Below are 17,787 nucleotides of genomic sequence, written 5' to 3' on the forward strand. Positions count from 1 at the left end.
GAAGCGCGCCGCGCAAGCCCGGCGTCAGGCGCGTTGAAGTTCCGCGCCAATCGCCTCCCCACGCACGCCCGGCCGTTCGAGCCCGAGATGCGAGCGCAAGGTGTTGCCTTCGTATTCGGTTCGAAAGAGCCCACGCCGTTGCAGGATCGGCACGACGCCGTTCACGAACGCCTCCAGGCCGTCCGGCAGCGCGTCGGGCATGAGGTTGAAGCCGTCGGCGGCCTCGCCCTTGAACCAGTGCTCGATATCGTCGGCGATCTGCTCAGGTGTACCGACGATCACGCGATGCCCGCCGCCGCCCGCGAGCGCGCGGATCAACTCGCGCACCGTATGGCCGCCTCGCCGCGCCTCGGCGATCGTGGCCTGAAAGAACGTGTGATTGCCGTTGCCGCCGTTGGGTAGCGCGAGGTCCTCCGGCAGGCGCGCATCGAGGTCGAGCTGATCGGGCGACAGGCCCAGCGTGCCGGCCAGGCGCGTGAGACTGTAGCGCCACGGAATCTGCTCGACGAGTTCGTCGCGGCGCCGCAGCGCCTCGGCCTCGGTCGCGCCGATGATGGTCGTGAGGCCCGCGAGCACCTGCACGCCCTGCGTGCGCCCGTATGCCGAAGCGCGCGCATTGAGGTCGCGCCGGTACGCCACCGATTCCTCGAACGACTGCGAAGCGGAAAACACGGCCTCGGCGTGTCGCGCTGCGAGATCGCGGCCATCCCCCGATCCGCCCGCCTGCACGAGCACAGGATGACCTTGTGGCGCACGCGGAAGATTCAGCGGCCCCTGCACCCTGAAAAAGCGTCCGTCATGCGCGACCGGCCGCACCTTCGTCGCGTCGATGAACCGGCCGCTCGCCTTGTCGCCGATGAAGGCGTCGTCGTCCCAGCTGTCCCAGAGGGCCTTGACGAGTTCCGTGAACTCCGCTGCCCGCGCATAGCGCTGCGCGTGATCGGGCACCGTGTCGTGGCCGAAATTACGCGCCGACGGCAAATCGGCCGTCGTCACGACATTCCAGCCCGCACGGCCGTGACTGACGTGATCGAGCGTGGCGAAGCGGCGCGCGATGTTGTAGGGCTCGTTGTAGCTCGTCGAAGCCGTGCCGATCACGCCGATATGCGTGGTCGCCGCCGCAATGCTGGCCAGCAGCACCGTGGGCTCGAGCGCCGTGATCGGACGGAAGTCGATCTGGTCGATGATCGCCGCGTTGTCGGCGAGAAAGACCGCGTCGAACTTCGCGCGTTCGGCCAGTTGCGCAACCCGCACATAGTGCGCGACGTCGACGAACGCGAGCGGATCGGCATCGGCAAGACGCCACGCCGATGGCACGAAGCCCGAATGCAGGATATTGACGTTCAAATGCAGGCGGCGCGACGTAGTTCGGCTCATTTTCTGGACTCTCCATGGATCATGGGTTTCAAAATACGCGGCCTTCGGTGAGGTGCGTCGTCACGCCGTTCAGGGCGTAGTCGCCCATCACACGCGCTTTGTGCAGCAGCGGGTTGTGACTGAAGATCGTGCGCAGGTTGCGCCAGTGCCGGTCGAAATTGTGCGCACGCGAAGTGGCCGACGCGCCGCCGGCCTCGAACAGGCGCTCGCCGGCTTCGAGCGCCAGCTTGCTCACCACGAGCTGCGTGCGGGCCGTCGCCAGCGCGCCTTCCAGCACGAGCTGATCTGCGTCCGGCGCACCCGCGCGGATCGCCTGCGCCGATCGATCGAGCGTGCGGGCGTTCTCGCGCACCAGCGCGTCGATCGCATGACTGTGCGCGCAGAGCGTGCCGACGACCTGCTGAATGAAGGCGTCCTCGCGCGCGGAGGGCGCCGTGCTGTGCAGTACGGGGCGGCCGTGCTCCAGCACGTAACGCCTCGCATCCGCGACCACGTTGCGAACGATGCCCGCGGCCACCGCCACGAGGTGGAGCTGCCGAAGCGCGCCGCCATGACGGCCGGCGAGTGTCGTCAGGCCGCGTTCGGTGATCTCGTCCGCACGCACCAGCAGATTCTCGAACACGAGACTGCCGCTCGCCGTCATGCGCTGCCCCATGCCGTCCCAGTCGTCGAGCACCGTGAGCCCTTCGCGCCGCACCGGCACGATGGCCACCACGGGCTGGCCCTCGTCGTTCAGCACGCTCAAGCGCGCGTAATCGGAAAAGGCCGTGCCGGTCGAATAGTATTTGCGGCCGTCGAGCCGGTAATGCTCGCCGTCGCGCCTGAGCGCCGTGGTGTATTCGCCCGGACGCGACGTACCCAGCTCGGTCGAGGCGCCCCCGAAAATGGCGCCGTCGATCACGCGCTGGATCTGCAAATCGTTGAACGGCGTGCGAGCCGAGAGCAGCAGCGCTTCGGTCTGGTCGTAATGAATCCGCAGCGCGTGCGCGAGATTGCTGTCGGCCGCGGCCAGCGTCGCGATCACATCGAATTCGTCCACGAGCGAGCCGCCCAGGCCGCCCCACTCCACCGGCAGCCTGAGGCGTCCCAGCCCTGAGCGCCGGAACGCGTCGAAGCCCTCGAAAGGCAATTCGCGGCGCCCTTCGCGCGCGGCCGCGTCGTTGCCGATTTCATTCGCAAGCGCGGGCAAGTCGGCGAGCGCCTCCTGCAACGACAAACTGGCCGCGCGAGCGCGCACCGGAAGTTGAGTGGGAAGAGCGGACATGGAGTTTTCCTTTTTGTCAGGCCCGCGAATGGATTGGATTCCCGGGCGGCCACAAGGCGTTTTGCCAGAAGGAAAAGTATAGGGAGCACATAGCGCGCGACTAACCACCGAATTCGCATTTTGTTATTCGCCTGTCTGCATTGGCACGCAGTCCATGCAGTCGGGCAACGCGAGGTTGCGGCCAAAGCAAATCACCTCCGCGCGCAGACCTATTTCACGATTCGTTCTTTGACCTCGCCGCAAGCGCTTGCCGATAATCGATTGCTTCATGCCTCCCGCGCAGAGGTTCTGCGCGATGCGCCTGTTCGCCACCGAGGAATCTTCATGACGCTGCTCTGGTACACCCGTTGCCCTGCGCCGACGCCATTTGGCATCGCCGCGCAGCAAGGATTGCTGCAGCAGGAATTCGCCGCCGACGGCATCGAAGTGAAGGCATTGCAAGACGCCGACGACCCGGCCATCCGCCGCTCGCATTTCACGCATACGCAGCCGTGGTCGTTTCGTCAGGGCGGCAACATTCCGGCGCTATGGGCGCGGGCGCAAGGCAGCGACACGCGGCTCATCGGCGTGAGCTGGGTCGATGAGTTTCAGGCGCTCATCACGCTCGATCCGCACCTCACGCCCACGCGCGCCTCGCTCGCGGGGCGTCGATTCGGATTGCCGATCAATACTGCCGGCGAAGTGCTCGATTTTCACCGCGCCACTGCGCTGCGTGGCTTGCATACGCTGCTCGAAGCCATCGGCGTCTCGCCTGCCGACGTCGAGAGCGTGGATCTGCCGCACGAACCCCGTGGCCTCGCCCACGCGAAGGCCGACGACTCCGCACCGCTCGCCGAGTGGCTCGATGCGCAGCGCGCCCACGAATTCTCGCGCGAGGCGGCGGCCCTGCTGCGAGGCGAAGCCGACGTGGTGTTCGTCAAGGGCGCGACGGGCCTCGACGTCGCCAACGTGCTCGGCGCGCGCGTGCTGGTCGACATCAGCGCGCATCCCGACCGGCGAGCACACGCGAACAACGGTACGCCGCGCCCGCTCACGGTCGATGCGCAACTCCTGCGTGAGCGTCCCGACCTTGTCGAACGTGTGCTCGCGCGCACGCTCGACGTGGCCGCGTGGGCTGGCGCACATCCCGGCGAAATCACGCGCTATGTGGCCCGCGAAGTGCGCAGCGCCGAGCACTGGGTCACACGCGCCTATGGCGCCGGCCTGCCCCGGCAACTCGCGATCGGACTCGATGCCGGGGCACTCGATGCGCTCGCGCACTTCAAGCGCTTTCTCTTCGAGCACGGCTTTATCGCGGCGGATTTCGACTTCGCACACTGGGTCGATCCGGCGCCGCTCGAGGCGGCGCTGGCGCGGCGCGCGGAGCGTGGCAGCGTGCTCGCTGGTTAACCCAAGGGGCGCTGCCTGCCAGCGCGCATTTTCTCCAATCGCCTGTCGCCGAACCGATGATTGCTCTCATCCTGCGCACGGCGCCACGCTGTGTCGTTCTGATGCTCCTCGTCATGGCGAGCGTGGCCGCACAGGTTGCCGCACACGCACAAACGCGCGGCGGCACGCTCAATTTCGTGGTGACGCCGGAGCCGACGGCGCTCGTGGATGTCGCCACGACGGCCGTGAATGTCCTTAAGGTCAGCCCGAAAGTGATTGAAGGCTTGCTCGACTACGACTTCGATTTGAAGCCCAAGCCGCTGCTCGCCACCGCATGGGAGATCGAGGATGGCGGCCGCCGCTACGTGCTTCATCTGCGGCACGGCGTGAAATGGCACGACGGTGCGCCGTTGACTTCGGCCGACGTTGCATGGTCGATCGAAACGCTGCGCCGGGTGCATCCGCGAGCGCGCACCACCTTCGCGAACGTCACCGCGATCGCCACGCCGGACCCCTATACGGTCGTGCTGACGCTCAGCGAGCCCACGCCATGGCTGATACGTGCGTTCTCGGCTTCGGAAACGCCGATCCTGCCGAAGCACCTCTACGAAGGCAAGGACGTGCTCGCCAATCCGGCCAACAATGCGCCCATCGGCACCGGCCCGTTTCGCTTCGTCAAGTGGGTGCGCGGCAGCTACATCGAATATGCGCGCAACGACGACTACTGGAACGCCGGCAAACCGTATCTGGATCGCATCATCGTGAAGATCATCGCCGACCCCGCTGCGCGCGCGGTGGCGTTCGAGGACGGCTCGGTCGATCTCGGCGGCGATACGCCCGTGCCGCTCGCCGACCTCGACCGCCTCAAGGCCAATCCGAAGCTCGGCATCGACACACGCGGCTACGAGTTTCAGGCGGGCGTGGCGCGGATCGAGTTCAATCTCGACAATCCGGTGCTCAAGACGTTGAAGGTGCGACAGGCGATTGCCTCGGCGATCGATCGCGAAGTCATCCGCAGGGTGATCTACTACGGCTACGCGACGCCTACCGCGAGCCCGCTGATGCCGTCGAACCCCTACTACGACGCGGCGCCCGCGCCCTACCCGTTCGACGTGGCGCGCGCGAACCATCTGCTCGACGAGGCCGGTTATCCGCGCAAGGCGGACGGCACGCGCTTCGCGCTCACGCTCGACCCGCTGCCCATCGGCGACCTGCCCGCGCGCACGGGCGAGTACATCAAGTCGGCGCTCGCCCGCGTGGGCATCGCCGTGACGATCCGCAACCAGGATCTGGCGGCCTATTTGAAGCGCGTTTATACGGACCGGCAATTCGACTTCACCGTGAATGGCATGAGCAATCTGTTCGATCCGGTGGTGGGCGTGGCGCGTTTGTATACGACCGACAACTTCCGCCCCGGCGTGCCCTTCACCAACGGCTCGCACTACAGCAACCCGCAAATCGACGGCCTGTTTGCGCAAGCCGCGCGAGAAAGCGATGAAACGAAGCGCAAGCAGCAGTTTGCGCAGATCCAGCGCATTCTGGAGCACGATCTGCCGGACCTGAATCTCGTGGCGCCGCAGTGGGTGACGCTCGCCTCGAAGCGCGTGCACGACCACTCCATTTCACCCGACGGCACGGCCGCGAGTTTCGCCGATGTCTGGCTGTCGCGCTGAGCGCGCTCACGTCGCACTGTTTGAATGAACCAGGGAAACGACATGGACTACCGGCAACTGGGCCATAGCGGCCTGAAAATCTCCACCGCTGACGCTTGGCACGATCATGTTTGGCGGACCAACCGACGACGCCCTGGCCGAACGCATCATCGGCGCCGCGCAGGAGCAAGCCTCACCGCCGCGCAGTTCGCGCTGGCGTGGGTGCTCAATAGCCGCTATATCACATCGGCGATCGCGGGGCCGCGCACCGAAGCGCAATGGCGCGACTATCTGCCCGCGCTGCAGTACCGCCTCGATGAGGATGACGAAGCATTTGTCGACTCGCTCGTGGCAGGCGGCCATCCTTCGACAACGGGATTCAACGACCCCGGTCACCCGTTCTTCGGGCGCCTCGTGCGGCACGGCGCCACGCAAGACCCGCGTGCGCCGGGCGGTGAACGCTGATCGCCCAGGGAGAGCACCGTGAACGCATTCACACCGGACGCCGCGCTCGCGCGCGACGAGGATCAGGCCACCGCGTTGATCGAGCGCGCGGCTCGGCTCGGCCGCGCGTTTGCCACCGTGGCCGACGAGCATGACCGCAATGCTACCCCGCCGCTCGAGCAATTCCGCGCGTTGCGCGAAGCGGGCCTGCTGCGCGCGAACATCGCCCACAGCGACGGCGGCTTCGGCGCGGGGCTCGCGCTGGCGCGCGCGATCGTGGCCGAGATCGCCTATGGCGATCCGTCGGTCGCGCTCATTCTCTCGATGCACTACAGCCAGCACGCCATGATCGTGCACGACGCGCGCGAGCAAACGGGCAACTGGCCCGCAGCGCTCGCGCAGCGCCTCACGCGGGCGAGCGTGGCAGGTCGCGCGCTCGTCAACGCGGCCCAGGTCGAGCCGGCGCTCGGTTCGCCCTCGCATGGCGGTCTGCCGGACACGCTCGCGCGCCGCGAAGGCGCCACGTGGCGCATCACGGGACACAAACTGTATGTGACGGGCGCGCCCTTGCTTACGTGGATCAACGTGCTCGCCCGCACGGACGAACCGGAGCCGCGTCTCGGCCATTTTCTCGTGCCCCGCGAGGCGGCGGGCGTGCGCATCGTGGAGACGTGGGACCCGCTGGGCATGCGGGCGAGTGCGAGCCACGATGTGGTGTTCACGGACGTGGCGATTTCCGTCGACGATGTGGTCGGCCTGAGGCCGGCGCATGTCGGCGTGCAGCGCGATCCGCACGCAACGGCGTGGTACTTCAGCCTGGTCGGTACGGTCTACGACGGCGCGGCGCGAGCGGCGCGCGACTGGCTGCTCGCCTTCCTCACCGAGCGCAAGCCCGCTGCGCTCGGCGGTGCGGCGCTCGCGAGCGTTCCCATCGTGCAGGAAAGCGTGGGGCGCATCGAGATGCTGTTGGCGAGCAACGACTGGCTGCTGCGCACCCAGGCCGAAGCGATCGACACAGGCACCGCGCCCGCCGAGCTGTCTTCCGTCGTCAAGCACAACGTGGTGGACAACGCCATTCAGGCCGTGGATATCGCGCTCGAACTCGCGGGCAACCACGGGATTGCGCGGCACAATCCGCTCGAGCGCCATCACCGCAATGTGCAGTGCGCACGCATTCACGCGCCCTCCAACAGCTTGTTGCGCGCCATGGCGGCGCGTCGCGCGCTGGGCTTGTGAGCAAACCCCGGCGCGAGCAGGTTGCGGCCGGGGTTGATGAAAACACGTCGCGCTAAACGATTCCCGGCGCTGCCGCTTCGAGCACGTTCACGCGTTTCGGAATCAGCTTGAGGTCGAAGAAGGTATTGGCGATCTGCTGCTGCTCGGCGAGGATCGCTTTCGTGATCGGACCCGTGCCGAATTGCACGCGCCCGATCGCCTCGCTGACCACGTCGTTCGGCAGACCCCACACCTGTGCGAGCTGCGCGGCGAGCGCGGCCCGGTTAGCCTGCCCCCACTGATCGATCTGGCTCAATTCGTCGATGAGGATCTTGATGACATCCGGGTTTTGTTTCGCGTAACTGAGCGACGAAAAATAGTAGGCGCGGTTGACGACCACGCCGCTCGCATCGGCGAGAATGCGGGCGTCGAGTGTCTTTTGCGCGGCGGCGAGGAACGGATCCCAGATCACCCAGGCATCGATGGCGCCGCGCTCGAACGCCGCGCGCGCATCGGCGGGCGCGAGGAACACGACTTTCACATCGCCATACTGAATGTTGTGCGCCTGCAGCAGCTTCACGAGGAAATAATGGACGTTGCTGCCGCGATTGAGCGCGATGGTCTTTCCCTTGAGATCCGCAACGCTGCGGATGGCCGAGGCGTGCGGCACGAGCACCGCTTCCGCCTGCGGCCGCGGCACCGTGGCCGCGACATAGGCGAGCGGCGCGCCGGCCGCCTGCGCGAAGATGGGCGGCGCCTCGCCCACGTCGCCAAAGTCGATCGAGCCGACGTTGAGGGCTTCGAGTTGCACCGGGCCTGCATCGAACTCCGTCCACGTGACCGCGACACCGAGGGGAGCAAGCCGTTTCTCCAGCGTGCCGCGTCCTTTCAGCAGGCTCAGATAACCCTTCTGATTGCCTACGCGCAGCGTACGCGATGCGTTGGCCGCGCGCGCGGGTAACGCGCTGAGCACCGGCAAGGCGGCGAGCGCAGCGGCTCCGGCTGAGATTCGAATGAAGTTGCGGCGTGCGTTCATGCGTGGCTGCCTCGGCAATAGATTAGAAAGAAGCCGATGTTATAAGCCCCGCGGCAGCGAGAAAACCATCAAATCCTGCGCTTCTAATTCCCGCTAATGATAACCACGCGGCTTCGTGATCCATGCGGGGCAGCCGATATGTAAATCTCGATTTAATATTGGCCGCCCACGAAAGCCCCCACCATAATCGGCCTTTCCAGATCACGAAGTCACTCATCATGCGATATCGATTAGTTATCCAAATATTATTCTCCATTATCGCGCTGTTTGCGCTGCAATCGCCGGTGGTCTACGCTGCCGATAACACCGCGCACGTGTTGCGAGTCGGCTTTGTGCCCGGACCGTACGCCGACGAATTCCGCGAAGGCGTCGAGCCGCAGCTCAAGCGCAAAGGCTACACCATCCAGTACGTGAACTTCAGCACCGGGCTCGAGGCGAACCAGGCCGTGTGGCACGGCGAAATCGCCGCCGACGTGATGCAGCACAGCGTCTATCTGAAGGCGTACAACGAGCGGAACGGCACCGACCTCGTCGGCGTCGTACAAGTGCCGACGCCCCCCATGGGGCTCTACTCTACCCGCCATCATTCGCTCTCCGAGGTGAAGGCCGGCGCCACGGTCGCCGTGCCGAACGACCCCGTCAACCTCGAACGTGCGCTCAAGATTCTCCAGGCGATCGGCTGGATCCGCATTCGCGAGAATCCCAATCCCGTCGATGTCTCCGAACGTGACGTGGTTGCCAATCCCGCCGGCATTCGCATCGTCCCGCTCGAAACCGCACAGGCGCCGCGCGCACTCGAGGACGTCGATTTCGCGGCCATCCAGGGCAACTTCGCCATTTCCAGCGGGCACCGTCTGACCGAAGCACTGGCGCTCGAACAAATGCGCTCCCCTTATGTGAATCAGGTCGTCGTCAAATCGGCGAACCGTCAGTCACAGGAAACGGCCGATATCGTCGCGGCCTATCGTTCGGACGAATTCCGTGCGGCAATCCTGCGCAACCCGACCTATCAGGGCTATCGCCTGCCCGATTACTTTCCGCATTAACTCGTTCGATATGTCCAATGCTTTTGCCTTGACCACGACCTGAATAGGCCCACAACCATGAAAAAACACTTCTCGCGCTCACCACCATTGCACTGTCCCCCGTCGCATCCTATGCCCAAAGCAGCGTGACGCTCTACGGTATCGTCACGGGCAACGTGACCTACACGAACAACGTTTAGACGGCGGCAACGCCTGCCGGTGGCAAGCGGTGGCGGCCAGGTCGCCCAGTTCGACAGCGGCACCTCGGGCCCGAGTTCGAGCCGCTGGGGCCTGAAAGGCACCGAAGATCTGGGCGGCAGCGTGAAGACGCTGTTCGTGCTCGAAAGCGGCTTCAGCGTCAGCAACGGCACGCTCGGCCAGGGCGGCATATCAAGCACCTCTTCTAACCCGCAATACGAGCCGCGGCCCGGTCAGTTTGACCGGGCCGCGCGATCGTCCAGCCTGTTGGACAAAGAGGCGTTCCTTTGGACGCGCACGCGCATCCGCCCTACGATGCGTGTCGCCACGCTCACTCCGGAATGCCTGCCATGTCCTCAACATCCGCTTATCTTCCGCACGATCTCGATAGCGCGCTGCTCGTCGGCCGCGTCTGGCGGCCCACCCCGGAGGGTGACGGACCCTGCGTCGTCGTCGTGCGCGGCGGCATGGTCTTCGATATTTCCGAGGTGGCCCCCACCACGGCCGACTTGTTCGACTACGACGATCTGCTCGATGTCGTGAGACACACGCCCGGCGAGCCGCTCGGCACGGCCGAGGCGTTGCTCGAACACAGCTTCGCGGGCGATCGCCCCGCGGATCGCCCCTGGCTGCTCGCGCCCTGTGACCTGCAGGCGATTAAGGCCTGCGGCGTGACGTTCGCGGTGAGTCTTCTCGAACGCGTGATCGAAGAACAGGCCGGCGGGGATCCCGCCAAAGCCCAGGACGTGCGCACCGAAATCACGAAGCTGATCGGCACCGATCTTTCGACAATCAAGCCCGGGTCCGAGGCCGCGAGCAGGCTGAAGGAAGAACTTCAGCGCCGTGGTGCGTGGTCGCAATACATGGAAGTCGGCATCGGTCCGGACGCCGAGGTGTTCTCGAAGTCCCAGCCGATGTCCGCGGTGGGTTTCGGCGCCGATATCGGCCTGCATCCCGCCTCTGCGTGGAATAACCCCGAGCCCGAGATCGTTCTCGCGGTCAACAGCCGCGGCGAAGTGGTCGGGGCGACGCTCGGCAACGACGTCAACCTGCGCGATATCGAAGGCCGCTCCGCCCTGCTGCTCGGCAAATGCAAGGACAACAACGGCTCGTGCGCGATCGGCCCGTTCATTCGTTTATTCGACGAAGGCTTCACGCTCGATACGGTTCGCGCCACCAGCGTCTCGCTGCGCGTGGAAGGCACGGACGACAACTTCCTGCTCGAAGGCGTGAGCCACATGCGGGAAATCAGCCGCGACCCGCTCGATCTCGTTTCGCAGGCATGGGGCCGCCACCATCAGTATCCGGATGGATTCATGCTGTTCCTCGGCACGATGTTCTCGCCGATCAAGGACCGCGACGCGCCCGGCGGCGGCTTCACGCATCATCTCGGCGACCGGGTCACGATCAGCGCGCCGCCGCTTGGCGCGATCGTCAACACCGTGCGCCTTTGCACCGAAATCGAACCGTGGACGTTCGGCGTGCGCGCCCTCTATACCAATCTCGCCGAGCGCGGTCTTTTTTAATCTGGAGTGAATTCGTAATGCAGACAGAAAACAACGTGACGTTCGCGCGTATCGACGAAGCCGCCGCGCTCGCACACGCAGCACAGGCCCTTTACGGCGCGGCTTCGCGTGCCGTGCGCAGCGCCCTGCTGCGCGGCCTCGCCGACGCGCTCGAGCGCGACGCCGCGCAGCTCGTCGCCATCGCCGACGAAGAAACGTCGCTTGGCGCCGCACGTTTGAATGGCGAGCTCGCGCGCACCGCGTTTCAGCTGCGCGGCTTTGCCGAGCGCGTGGAAGCGGGTATTGCCAATCGCCAGGTCGACGACGCAGCCGTGCCCGGCGCGCCGCCCGCAGGCCGCCCGCACCTCACGCGCGTGCAATTACCGCTGGGGCCGGTGGCGATGTTCTCGGCGAGCAATTTCCCGTTTGCGTTCTCGGTGCTCGGCGGCGATACGGCCTCGGCACTCGCAGCGGGTTGCACGGTGATCGTCAAGCCGCACTCGGGCCATCCCGAACTGTCGCGCCGCGTGCATGCGCTCGCCGCGCGTGTGCTGCACGAACAGGGCTTGCCCGAAGGCGTGATCGCGTTCGTCGATCAGGCTTCGCGCGAGGCGGCCGTGCATCTCGTCGGTCATGCCGATGTCGCGGCGGTGGCCTTCACGGGTTCGTATCAGGGCGGCGTGGCCCTGTGGCGCGCGGCCAATGCGCGTCGTCGGCCGATTCCGTTTTATGGCGAACTCGGCTCGATCAATCCGCTCGTCGTGCTGCCGCAAGCGCTCGCGGAAGGCGTCGAGACGCCCGCTGCCACGCTCGCCGCCTCGATCGCGATGGGTTGCGGCCAGTTCTGCACGAGCCCGGGGTTGATCGTCGTGCGCGACGACGAAAATGGCGAGCGCTTCGTAGCGGCGCTGGCGCAAGCGTTGTCCACGCAAAAGCCGCACGCCATGCTCACGGCGGCCATGCGCCACGGTTTCGAAAGCGCCGCCGCGCATATCGCGAGCCAGGCGGGCGTGCGCGTGCGTCTCGCCGCACCGGCACACGACGAAGAAGCCGCAGCGCCCGCGCCGCGCCTGTTCGAAACCGATGCGCAGACGTTCATCGCCAACGCGGCGCTGCACGAAGAAATGTTCGGCCCGGCTGCGCTGATCGTGAAGGTGCGTGACCAGGCGCAGACGCTCGACGTGCTCGGCGCGGTGGAGGGTTCGCTCACGGTCACGCTGTGGGGCGCGCAAGCCGATACGCCGGCCAATCGCGCGCTCGCCGTTGCTGCGCAACGTATCTCGGGTCGCGTGCTGTTTGGCGGCGTGCCAACGGGCGTCGCCGTGTGCGATGCGCAGCAGCACGGCGGCCCGTGGCCCGCTTCGACGCAGCCGCAAACCACCTCGGTCGGCTATGCGGCGATCGAGCGCTTCCTGCGCCCCGTAGCGTTGCAGGATGCGCCGCAGTGGGCGATTGCCGCGACGAGCGGAACGGCAGCGGCATAAGACGCCACGCGCACGATTGAAGCGGTAAAAAAGCGGAGACCGGATATCAAATCCGGTCTCCGCTTTTCACTTTCAGTCTTGAGACTTTATCTTCCCAGCGACGCCGCCTTTTTTGTGTGAATCCGGCGATCAAACCGCCATGCACAGGTACTTGATGACGAGATAGTCATCGATGCCGTAGTGCGACCCTTCCCTGCCCAGACCCGATTGCTTCACGCCGCCAAACGGCGCCACCTCGTTCGAGATCGAGCCGGTATTGATGCCCACCATGCCGTATTCGAGCTGCTCGGCCACGCGCCAGATGCGGCCGATATCGCGGCTATAGAAGTAGGCGGCGAGTCCGGACTCCGTGTCGTTGGCGAGCTTCACCACTTCTTCGTCGCTCGAGAAACGGAACAGCGGCGCGAGCGGGCCGAACGTCTCCTCTCTCGCGACATCCATTTGCGCGGTGACGCCGGTCAGCACCGTGGGCTCGAAAAAGCCGTGGCCGAGCGCGTGACGCGTTCCGCCCGTGGCGAGCGTCGCGCCTTTACCCATCGCATCGGCGATATGCGCTTCGACCTTCCTGACCGCCGCCTCGTCGATGAGCGGTCCCAGCGTGACGCCGCCCTCCATGCCATGGCCGACCTTCAGCCCCTTCACGGCCGTCGCCAGCTTCGCGGCGAACGCGTCATAAACCCGCTCGTGCACGTAGAAGCGATTCGTGCAGACGCACGTTTGCCCGTTGTTGCGGTACTTCGAGGCGATGGCGCCTTCCACCGCGGCGTCGAGATCGGCGTCGTCGAACACGATGAAGGGCGCGTTGCCGCCGAGTTCGAGCGTCACCTTTTTCACCGTGGGCGCGCTTTGCGCCATCAGCAATCGCCCCACCCCCGTCGAACCGGTAAACGAGAGCTTGCGAACCACAGGACTGCTCGTCATCGCGCCGCCGATCGCTTTGGGGTCACCGGTGACGATGTTGAGCACGCCCCTTGGCACGCCGGCGCGCTCCGCCAGCACCGCGAGCGCCAGTGCGGAAAACGGCGTGGCTTCCGCGGGCTTCACGACAATCGGGCAGCCTGCCGCGAGCGCCGGGCCTACCTTGCGGGTGATCATGGCCGTGGGGAAATTCCACGGCGTGATGGCCGCGCAAACCCCGATCGGCTCCTTGATGACCACGAGCCGCTTGTCCGACGCGGGTGTGGCGAGCGTATCGCCCGCCACACGCTTGCCTTCCTCGGCGAACCATTCGATGAACGACGCGCCGTAGGTGATTTCGCCTTTCGCTTCCGCGAGCGGCTTGCCCTGTTCCGCGGTCAGGATCAGCGCGAGGTCGTCGGCGTGCTCGATCATCAGTTCGTACCAGCGGCGCATGACTGCCGCCCGCTCCTTTGCCGTGCGCGCTCGCCATGCTGGCCACGCGGCATTGGCCGCCTCGATGGCCCGCGCCGTTTCGGCCTCTCCCATCAAAGGAACGCTGCCGAGCGTCGCGCCCGTTGCCGGGTCGAACACGTCGAAACTCGCGCCCGAGTCGGCGGAGCACCATTGCCCGTCGATATAAGCTTGATGGCGCAACAGCGCCGCGTCCTTCAACAGGGTCTTCAATTCCACGTGACTTTCCTTGGATGCAAAAAATTCGGGTTGATACCGCGCACCGCCAGAAGCAAATCGCTCCGGCAGAGCGCGCTAACAATCAGTAGAGCCAGGCGCCGTTATCCCGCCTGACGCCACGACGCATGCTCGTGCCCTTCCGCCAGCAAATTGCGCGCGATCTCGGCCACTCTGTCCACGTGCGCGATCGCGGCCTCGCGTGCAGCGGCCGCGTTTCCGGCCTGAATGGCGCGGAGAATCCGGTGCATTTCATCGACGGCCTGGCGGCCGCGGTCGTCGGAAGCGATCGTCAGCGCTCTCAAGCGGTTGATGCGCGCCGTCAACGACTGCACGATTTCCCAGGCCACGCGCTTTTGACCGGCAACGAACATGCGCTCGTAGAAGGCCGTGGTGAGCGCCCTCACGGCCTGATGGTCCTGCGCTTCGAAGGCCGCCTGAATCCGATCGATGAAGGCAGCGAGATCCGCGACGGTGCGCTCGTCGGCATGCTGCGCGCACGCCATGGCGGCTTCGCCTTCGAGCAGCGCGCGTATTTCGTAGATCTCCGCCGCCGTCTCGAAGTCGAGCACGGCGACGATCGGCCCCTGGTTCGGAATCGAGTCGACCAGACCCTCCGTTTCCAGATGGCGCAAAACCTCCCGCACCACGGTGCGGCTCACGCCGAGAATCTCGCACAGCGAGCGCTCGACCAGCCGCTCGCCTGGATGAAAATGCGCCTCCAGAATGGCCGTGCGCATTTTTTCGAGTGCGAGTTCCCGCAACGTGGCCGTGGGGCGTTCGACCCGCAGCGATGGCAGTGCGTCATTCATGACAGCCGCCGTCAAGCTTGCGCGAACAGGCGCACGTCGCGCACGTCCCAGTCGACGAGCGCCTGCGTGCCGATCATGATGCCGCCATCGTGGCGATGCGCCGCCGGCATGCGGATCGAGATCTCCTGCTGCCACGGCGTGGCCACCGCGTAGTGCATGGCGTCGCCGAGATAGGTGACGTCGCGCACGGTCACGGGCAAACCCGTCGTGCCGTTTGCGCCCTGCAGCGCGCTGAGACGCATCTGCTCCGGGCGGATCATCAGCGTGCCGTCGTCGCCGGCGCTGAGTGCCGGATTGAAGGCGTCCGACGCGATCTCATGGCCGTTGGGGAACACGCCGTTCATGCGGCCTTCGCTATTCTTCGTCACCTTCACGGGCAGGAAATTCGAATTGCCGATGAAGCTCGCGACAAAGCGCGAAGCCGGGTTCGCGTAAAGCTCCTCGCCCGTGCCGACCTGCTCGATGCGGCCTTTGTTGAACACGGCGATGCGGTCGGAAAGGCGCAGCGCTTCCTCCTGGTCGTGCGTGACGTAGAGAATCGTCACGCCCGTTTCCTGGTGAATGCGGCGCAATTCGAGCTGGATTTCCTCGCGCAGCTTCTTGTCGAGCGCGGAGAGCGGTTCGTCCATCAGCAACACGGGCGGATCGTAGGCCAGCGCGCGCGCAATCGCCACGCGTTGCTGTTGCCCGCCCGAGAGCTGCGCGGGCATGCGGTCGCGGCACTCGGACAGATGCACGAGCTTGAGCATCTTCTCCACTTTCGCCTTGACTTCGGCTTCAGGGCGGCGGCGCACGCGCAGCGGAAACGCTACGTTCTCGCCCACCGTGAGATGCGGAAAGAGCGTATAGCGCTGAAACACCATGCCGATGTTGCGCTTGTTAGGCGCTACCGCCAGCAGCGGCTTGCCGTCGAGCAGCACGCGCCCGTCCGTCGGCTCCTGGAAGCCCGCGACGATATAGAGCGTCGTGCTCTTGCCCGACCCCGACGGTCCGAGGAAGGTCATGAATTCGCCCTTGCGCACATCGAGCGACACCTGGTCGATGGCGACGACGTCGTCGTAGGTCTTGCGCAGGCGCTGGATTTGCAGGAATGCAGTCATGGCTTGTTTACCTCGATTAGCGGCCGCGGCGCACTACGGCGCCCGCCAGCATCAATAACGTTGTCAACGCGACAAGCAGCGAAGACGCCGCTGCAACGACAGGCGTGAGGTCCTGGCGCAGCGTGGACCAGATCCGCACGGGCAGCGTCTGCAGCGTCGGGCTCGACATGAAGATGGACACGACCACCTCGTCCCACGAAGCGAGGAACGAAAAGATCGCCGCGGCGTAGAGACCGAGCCGGATGGCCGGCAACGTCACCTTCAGCTTCACCATGAACGGCGAGGCGCCGCAAATGAGCGCCGCGTCTTCCAGCGACGTGTCGAAGCTCACGAGCGAATTGCTGATCGAGATGATCGAGAACGGCAAGGCGATGATCAGGTGGCCGATCACGAAGCCCGACATCGTGCCGTTCATGCCGATGCGCAGAACGAACGCATAGAGCGCGACGGCGAGCACCACGACCGGCAGCACCATCGGCGTGATGAAGAAGGCCTGCACCGCGCTGCGCCCGCGAAACTTGCCGCGTACGAGCGCAAGCGAAGCGAGAAAGCCGATTGAGACGGACAGCACCGTGACGATCACGGCGAGCTTCGCGCTCGTGAGCAGCGAGTCGATCCAGCCCGGATCGGTGAAGAGCTGCCGGTACCACTCGAGCGTCCAGCCCGGCGGCGGAAAAATGAGCCACTGCGAGTCGCCGAACGAGAGCGCGACGATAAAGAAAATCGGCAGCAGGAGAAAGAGCGCGACGGCGCCGCCCACGGCCAGCAACATCCAGCGCAGCGCGCCCAGACGATCGAAATCGAGCAACATGTCAGCGCCCTCCGAGACTTGCGCGTGCATGGCGCGTGAAGCGCAGTTGCAGCGCGTAGAGCGAGAGCGTCACGGCGAGCAGCACGAAGGCGGCGGCGCCGGCGAGGCCCCAGTTCAAGAGTTCCTGCACGAGCTGCGCAATCAGTTCCGCGAGCATCATGTACGAGGGGCCGCCCAGCAGCGCGGGCGTGACGAAGTAGCCCAGCGCCATCACGAACACCATGAGCGCGCCCGAGGCGACGCCCGGCATGGCGAGCGGCACGAGAATGCGCCAGAAGGCCTGCCAGCGGCTCGCACCACACACGGCGGCGGCGCGCAGCGTCGAAGGGTCGATGCTGCGCAGCGTGGCGTGCAGCGGCATCACGAGAAACGGCAACATGATGTAAGTCATGCCGATCGTCACGCCAGTGAGGTTGTTGACGAGCGAGAGCGGCTCATGGATCGCGCCGATCGCCATCAACATGCGGTTGATCGGTCCCGTTTCCTGCAGCAACACCATCCACGCGAAGGTTCGTGCGAGCAGGTTGGTCCACATCGACAGCAGCAGGATCGCGAAGAACACGGCGCTGACCTTGCGCGGCGCGATGGCGAGCAGCCACGCCATCGGAAAGCCCACGAGCAGCGTGACGAGCGTCACGACCGTCGCCACGAGAAACGTATTGCCGAACACGCGCAAATACGTGGTCGAGCCGAGCAGCTGCTGGTAGTTGTGCAGGCCAGGTGTCGGCTCCAGCACGCTGCGCAGCAGCAGCGAGAGTACCGGCAGCAGGAAGAAGATCACGAGCAGCAGCATGGCGGGCGCCAGCAGCCGCATGCTGCGCCAGTCGCGCCGTTTGCGCGTGGCCGCCGCGGCTGGGTGTGCGACGGTACTCAATACGTTGGGCATGATGTTTCCTTTTGAACCGGTCA

General features: G+C 65.5%; 14 protein-coding genes and 1 pseudogene. 7 read left to right on the forward strand and 8 right to left on the reverse strand.

Going from position 1 to position 17,787, the window contains the following annotated elements; genetic code table 11:
* Positions 1–24 precede the first annotated feature (24 nt).
* Positions 25–1,377, reverse strand: a complete 1,353-nt coding sequence (locus M3I56_RS15390) for an LLM class flavin-dependent oxidoreductase (protein WP_254354709.1) — start codon at positions 1,375–1,377, stop codon at positions 25–27.
* Between the two features lie 28 nt (positions 1,378–1,405).
* Entirely contained in the window at positions 1,406–2,641 is a 1,236-nt protein-coding gene (locus M3I56_RS15395) for an acyl-CoA dehydrogenase family protein (protein ID WP_254354710.1), read from the reverse strand.
* A gap of 324 nt (positions 2,642–2,965) precedes the next feature.
* Here M3I56_RS15395 and M3I56_RS15400 point away from each other — a divergent pair, with 324 nt between their 5' ends.
* The 4 genes and pseudogenes from M3I56_RS15400 to M3I56_RS15415 all read left to right on the forward strand — a co-directional run bounded on the left by M3I56_RS15400 (position 2,966) and on the right by M3I56_RS15415 (position 7,341).
* Entirely contained in the window at positions 2,966–4,030 is a 1,065-nt protein-coding gene (locus M3I56_RS15400; protein WP_254354711.1) for an ABC transporter substrate-binding protein, read from the forward strand.
* Between the two features lie 56 nt (positions 4,031–4,086).
* Positions 4,087–5,682, forward strand: coding sequence for an ABC transporter substrate-binding protein (locus M3I56_RS15405; protein WP_254354712.1), 1,596 nt, complete (start codon positions 4,087–4,089; stop codon positions 5,680–5,682).
* A 171-nt stretch (positions 5,683–5,853) separates the two neighbouring features.
* Positions 5,854–6,126: pseudogene (locus tag M3I56_RS15410) on the forward strand (aldo/keto reductase); the annotation flags it as partial.
* An 18-nt stretch (positions 6,127–6,144) separates the two neighbouring features.
* Positions 6,145–7,341 carry an acyl-CoA dehydrogenase family protein gene (locus tag M3I56_RS15415; RefSeq protein ID WP_254354713.1) on the forward strand — a complete coding sequence of 399 codons (1,197 nt, stop codon included), beginning with the start codon at positions 6,145–6,147 and terminating at the stop codon, positions 7,339–7,341.
* 52 nt (positions 7,342–7,393) lie between these two features.
* On the opposite strand, the gene M3I56_RS15420 is transcribed toward M3I56_RS15415, so the two are convergent.
* The gene (locus M3I56_RS15420; protein ID WP_254354714.1) at positions 7,394–8,356 is read right to left on the reverse strand and encodes a sulfonate ABC transporter substrate-binding protein; all 963 of its coding nucleotides are present in this window, start codon (positions 8,354–8,356) and stop codon (positions 7,394–7,396) included.
* A gap of 218 nt (positions 8,357–8,574) precedes the next feature.
* Here M3I56_RS15420 and M3I56_RS15425 point away from each other — a divergent pair, with 218 nt between their 5' ends.
* The 3 genes from M3I56_RS15425 (at position 8,575) to M3I56_RS15435 (ending at position 12,568) form a co-directional block, all read left to right on the forward strand.
* On the forward strand, positions 8,575–9,402 hold the full coding sequence (locus M3I56_RS15425) for a MetQ/NlpA family ABC transporter substrate-binding protein (RefSeq protein ID WP_375541731.1): 828 nt from the start codon (positions 8,575–8,577) through the stop codon (positions 9,400–9,402).
* Between the two features lie 527 nt (positions 9,403–9,929).
* Complete coding sequence (locus M3I56_RS15430) at positions 9,930–11,105, forward strand: fumarylacetoacetate hydrolase family protein (protein ID WP_254354716.1); 1,176 nt, start codon at positions 9,930–9,932, stop codon at positions 11,103–11,105.
* A gap of 17 nt (positions 11,106–11,122) precedes the next feature.
* Positions 11,123–12,568 carry an aldehyde dehydrogenase (NADP(+)) gene (locus M3I56_RS15435; RefSeq protein ID WP_254354717.1) on the forward strand — a complete coding sequence of 482 codons (1,446 nt, stop codon included), beginning with the start codon at positions 11,123–11,125 and terminating at the stop codon, positions 12,566–12,568.
* A gap of 129 nt (positions 12,569–12,697) precedes the next feature.
* Here the strand turns inward: M3I56_RS15435 and M3I56_RS15440 are convergent, their stop codons facing one another.
* The 5 genes from M3I56_RS15440 to M3I56_RS15460 form a co-directional block, all read right to left on the reverse strand.
* Entirely contained in the window at positions 12,698–14,158 is a 1,461-nt protein-coding gene (locus M3I56_RS15440; protein WP_254354718.1) for an NAD-dependent succinate-semialdehyde dehydrogenase, read from the reverse strand.
* A 101-nt stretch (positions 14,159–14,259) separates the two neighbouring features.
* Positions 14,260–14,967, reverse strand: a complete 708-nt coding sequence (locus M3I56_RS15445) for a GntR family transcriptional regulator (protein ID WP_254354719.1) — start codon at positions 14,965–14,967, stop codon at positions 14,260–14,262.
* Between the two features lie 11 nt (positions 14,968–14,978).
* Positions 14,979–16,067, reverse strand: coding sequence for an ABC transporter ATP-binding protein (locus M3I56_RS15450; protein ID WP_254354720.1), 1,089 nt, complete (start codon positions 16,065–16,067; stop codon positions 14,979–14,981).
* A gap of 16 nt (positions 16,068–16,083) precedes the next feature.
* Positions 16,084–16,878, reverse strand: a complete 795-nt coding sequence (locus M3I56_RS15455; protein WP_254354721.1) for an ABC transporter permease — start codon at positions 16,876–16,878, stop codon at positions 16,084–16,086.
* Between the two features lies 1 nt (position 16,879).
* Positions 16,880–17,764, reverse strand: coding sequence for an ABC transporter permease (locus tag M3I56_RS15460; RefSeq protein WP_254354722.1), 885 nt, complete (start codon positions 17,762–17,764; stop codon positions 16,880–16,882).
* Positions 17,765–17,787 lie beyond the last annotated feature (23 nt).

The organism is Paraburkholderia sp. CNPSo 3281 (genome assembly GCF_024206515.1).
Taxonomy (GTDB): Bacteria; Pseudomonadota; Gammaproteobacteria; order Burkholderiales; family Burkholderiaceae; genus Paraburkholderia; species Paraburkholderia nodosa.

Bases quoted from the DNA above. Each gene is read 5' to 3' on its own strand.
- M3I56_RS15450 (WP_254354720.1), bottom strand. From the start codon at position 16,067: ATGACTGCATTCCTGCAAATCCAGCGCCTGCGCAAGACCTACGACGAC.
- M3I56_RS15395 (WP_254354710.1), bottom strand. From the start codon at position 2,641: ATGTCCGCTCTTCCCACTCAACTTCCGGTGCGCGCTCGCGCGGCCAGT.
- M3I56_RS15400 (WP_254354711.1), top strand. From the start codon at position 2,966: ATGACGCTGCTCTGGTACACCCGTTGCCCTGCGCCGACGCCATTTGGC.
- M3I56_RS15425 (WP_375541731.1), top strand. From the start codon at position 8,575: ATGCGATATCGATTAGTTATCCAAATATTATTCTCCATTATCGCGCTG.
- M3I56_RS15460 (WP_254354722.1), bottom strand. From the start codon at position 17,764: ATGCCCAACGTATTGAGTACCGTCGCACACCCAGCCGCGGCGGCCACG.
- M3I56_RS15405 (WP_254354712.1), top strand. From the start codon at position 4,087: ATGATTGCTCTCATCCTGCGCACGGCGCCACGCTGTGTCGTTCTGATG.
- M3I56_RS15420 (WP_254354714.1), bottom strand. From the start codon at position 8,356: ATGAACGCACGCCGCAACTTCATTCGAATCTCAGCCGGAGCCGCTGCG.
- M3I56_RS15390 (WP_254354709.1), bottom strand. From the start codon at position 1,377: ATGAGCCGAACTACGTCGCGCCGCCTGCATTTGAACGTCAATATCCTG.
- M3I56_RS15435 (WP_254354717.1), top strand. From the start codon at position 11,123: ATGCAGACAGAAAACAACGTGACGTTCGCGCGTATCGACGAAGCCGCC.
- M3I56_RS15455 (WP_254354721.1), bottom strand. From the start codon at position 16,878: ATGTTGCTCGATTTCGATCGTCTGGGCGCGCTGCGCTGGATGTTGCTG.
- M3I56_RS15445 (WP_254354719.1), bottom strand. From the start codon at position 14,967: ATGAATGACGCACTGCCATCGCTGCGGGTCGAACGCCCCACGGCCACG.
- M3I56_RS15430 (WP_254354716.1), top strand. From the start codon at position 9,930: ATGTCCTCAACATCCGCTTATCTTCCGCACGATCTCGATAGCGCGCTG.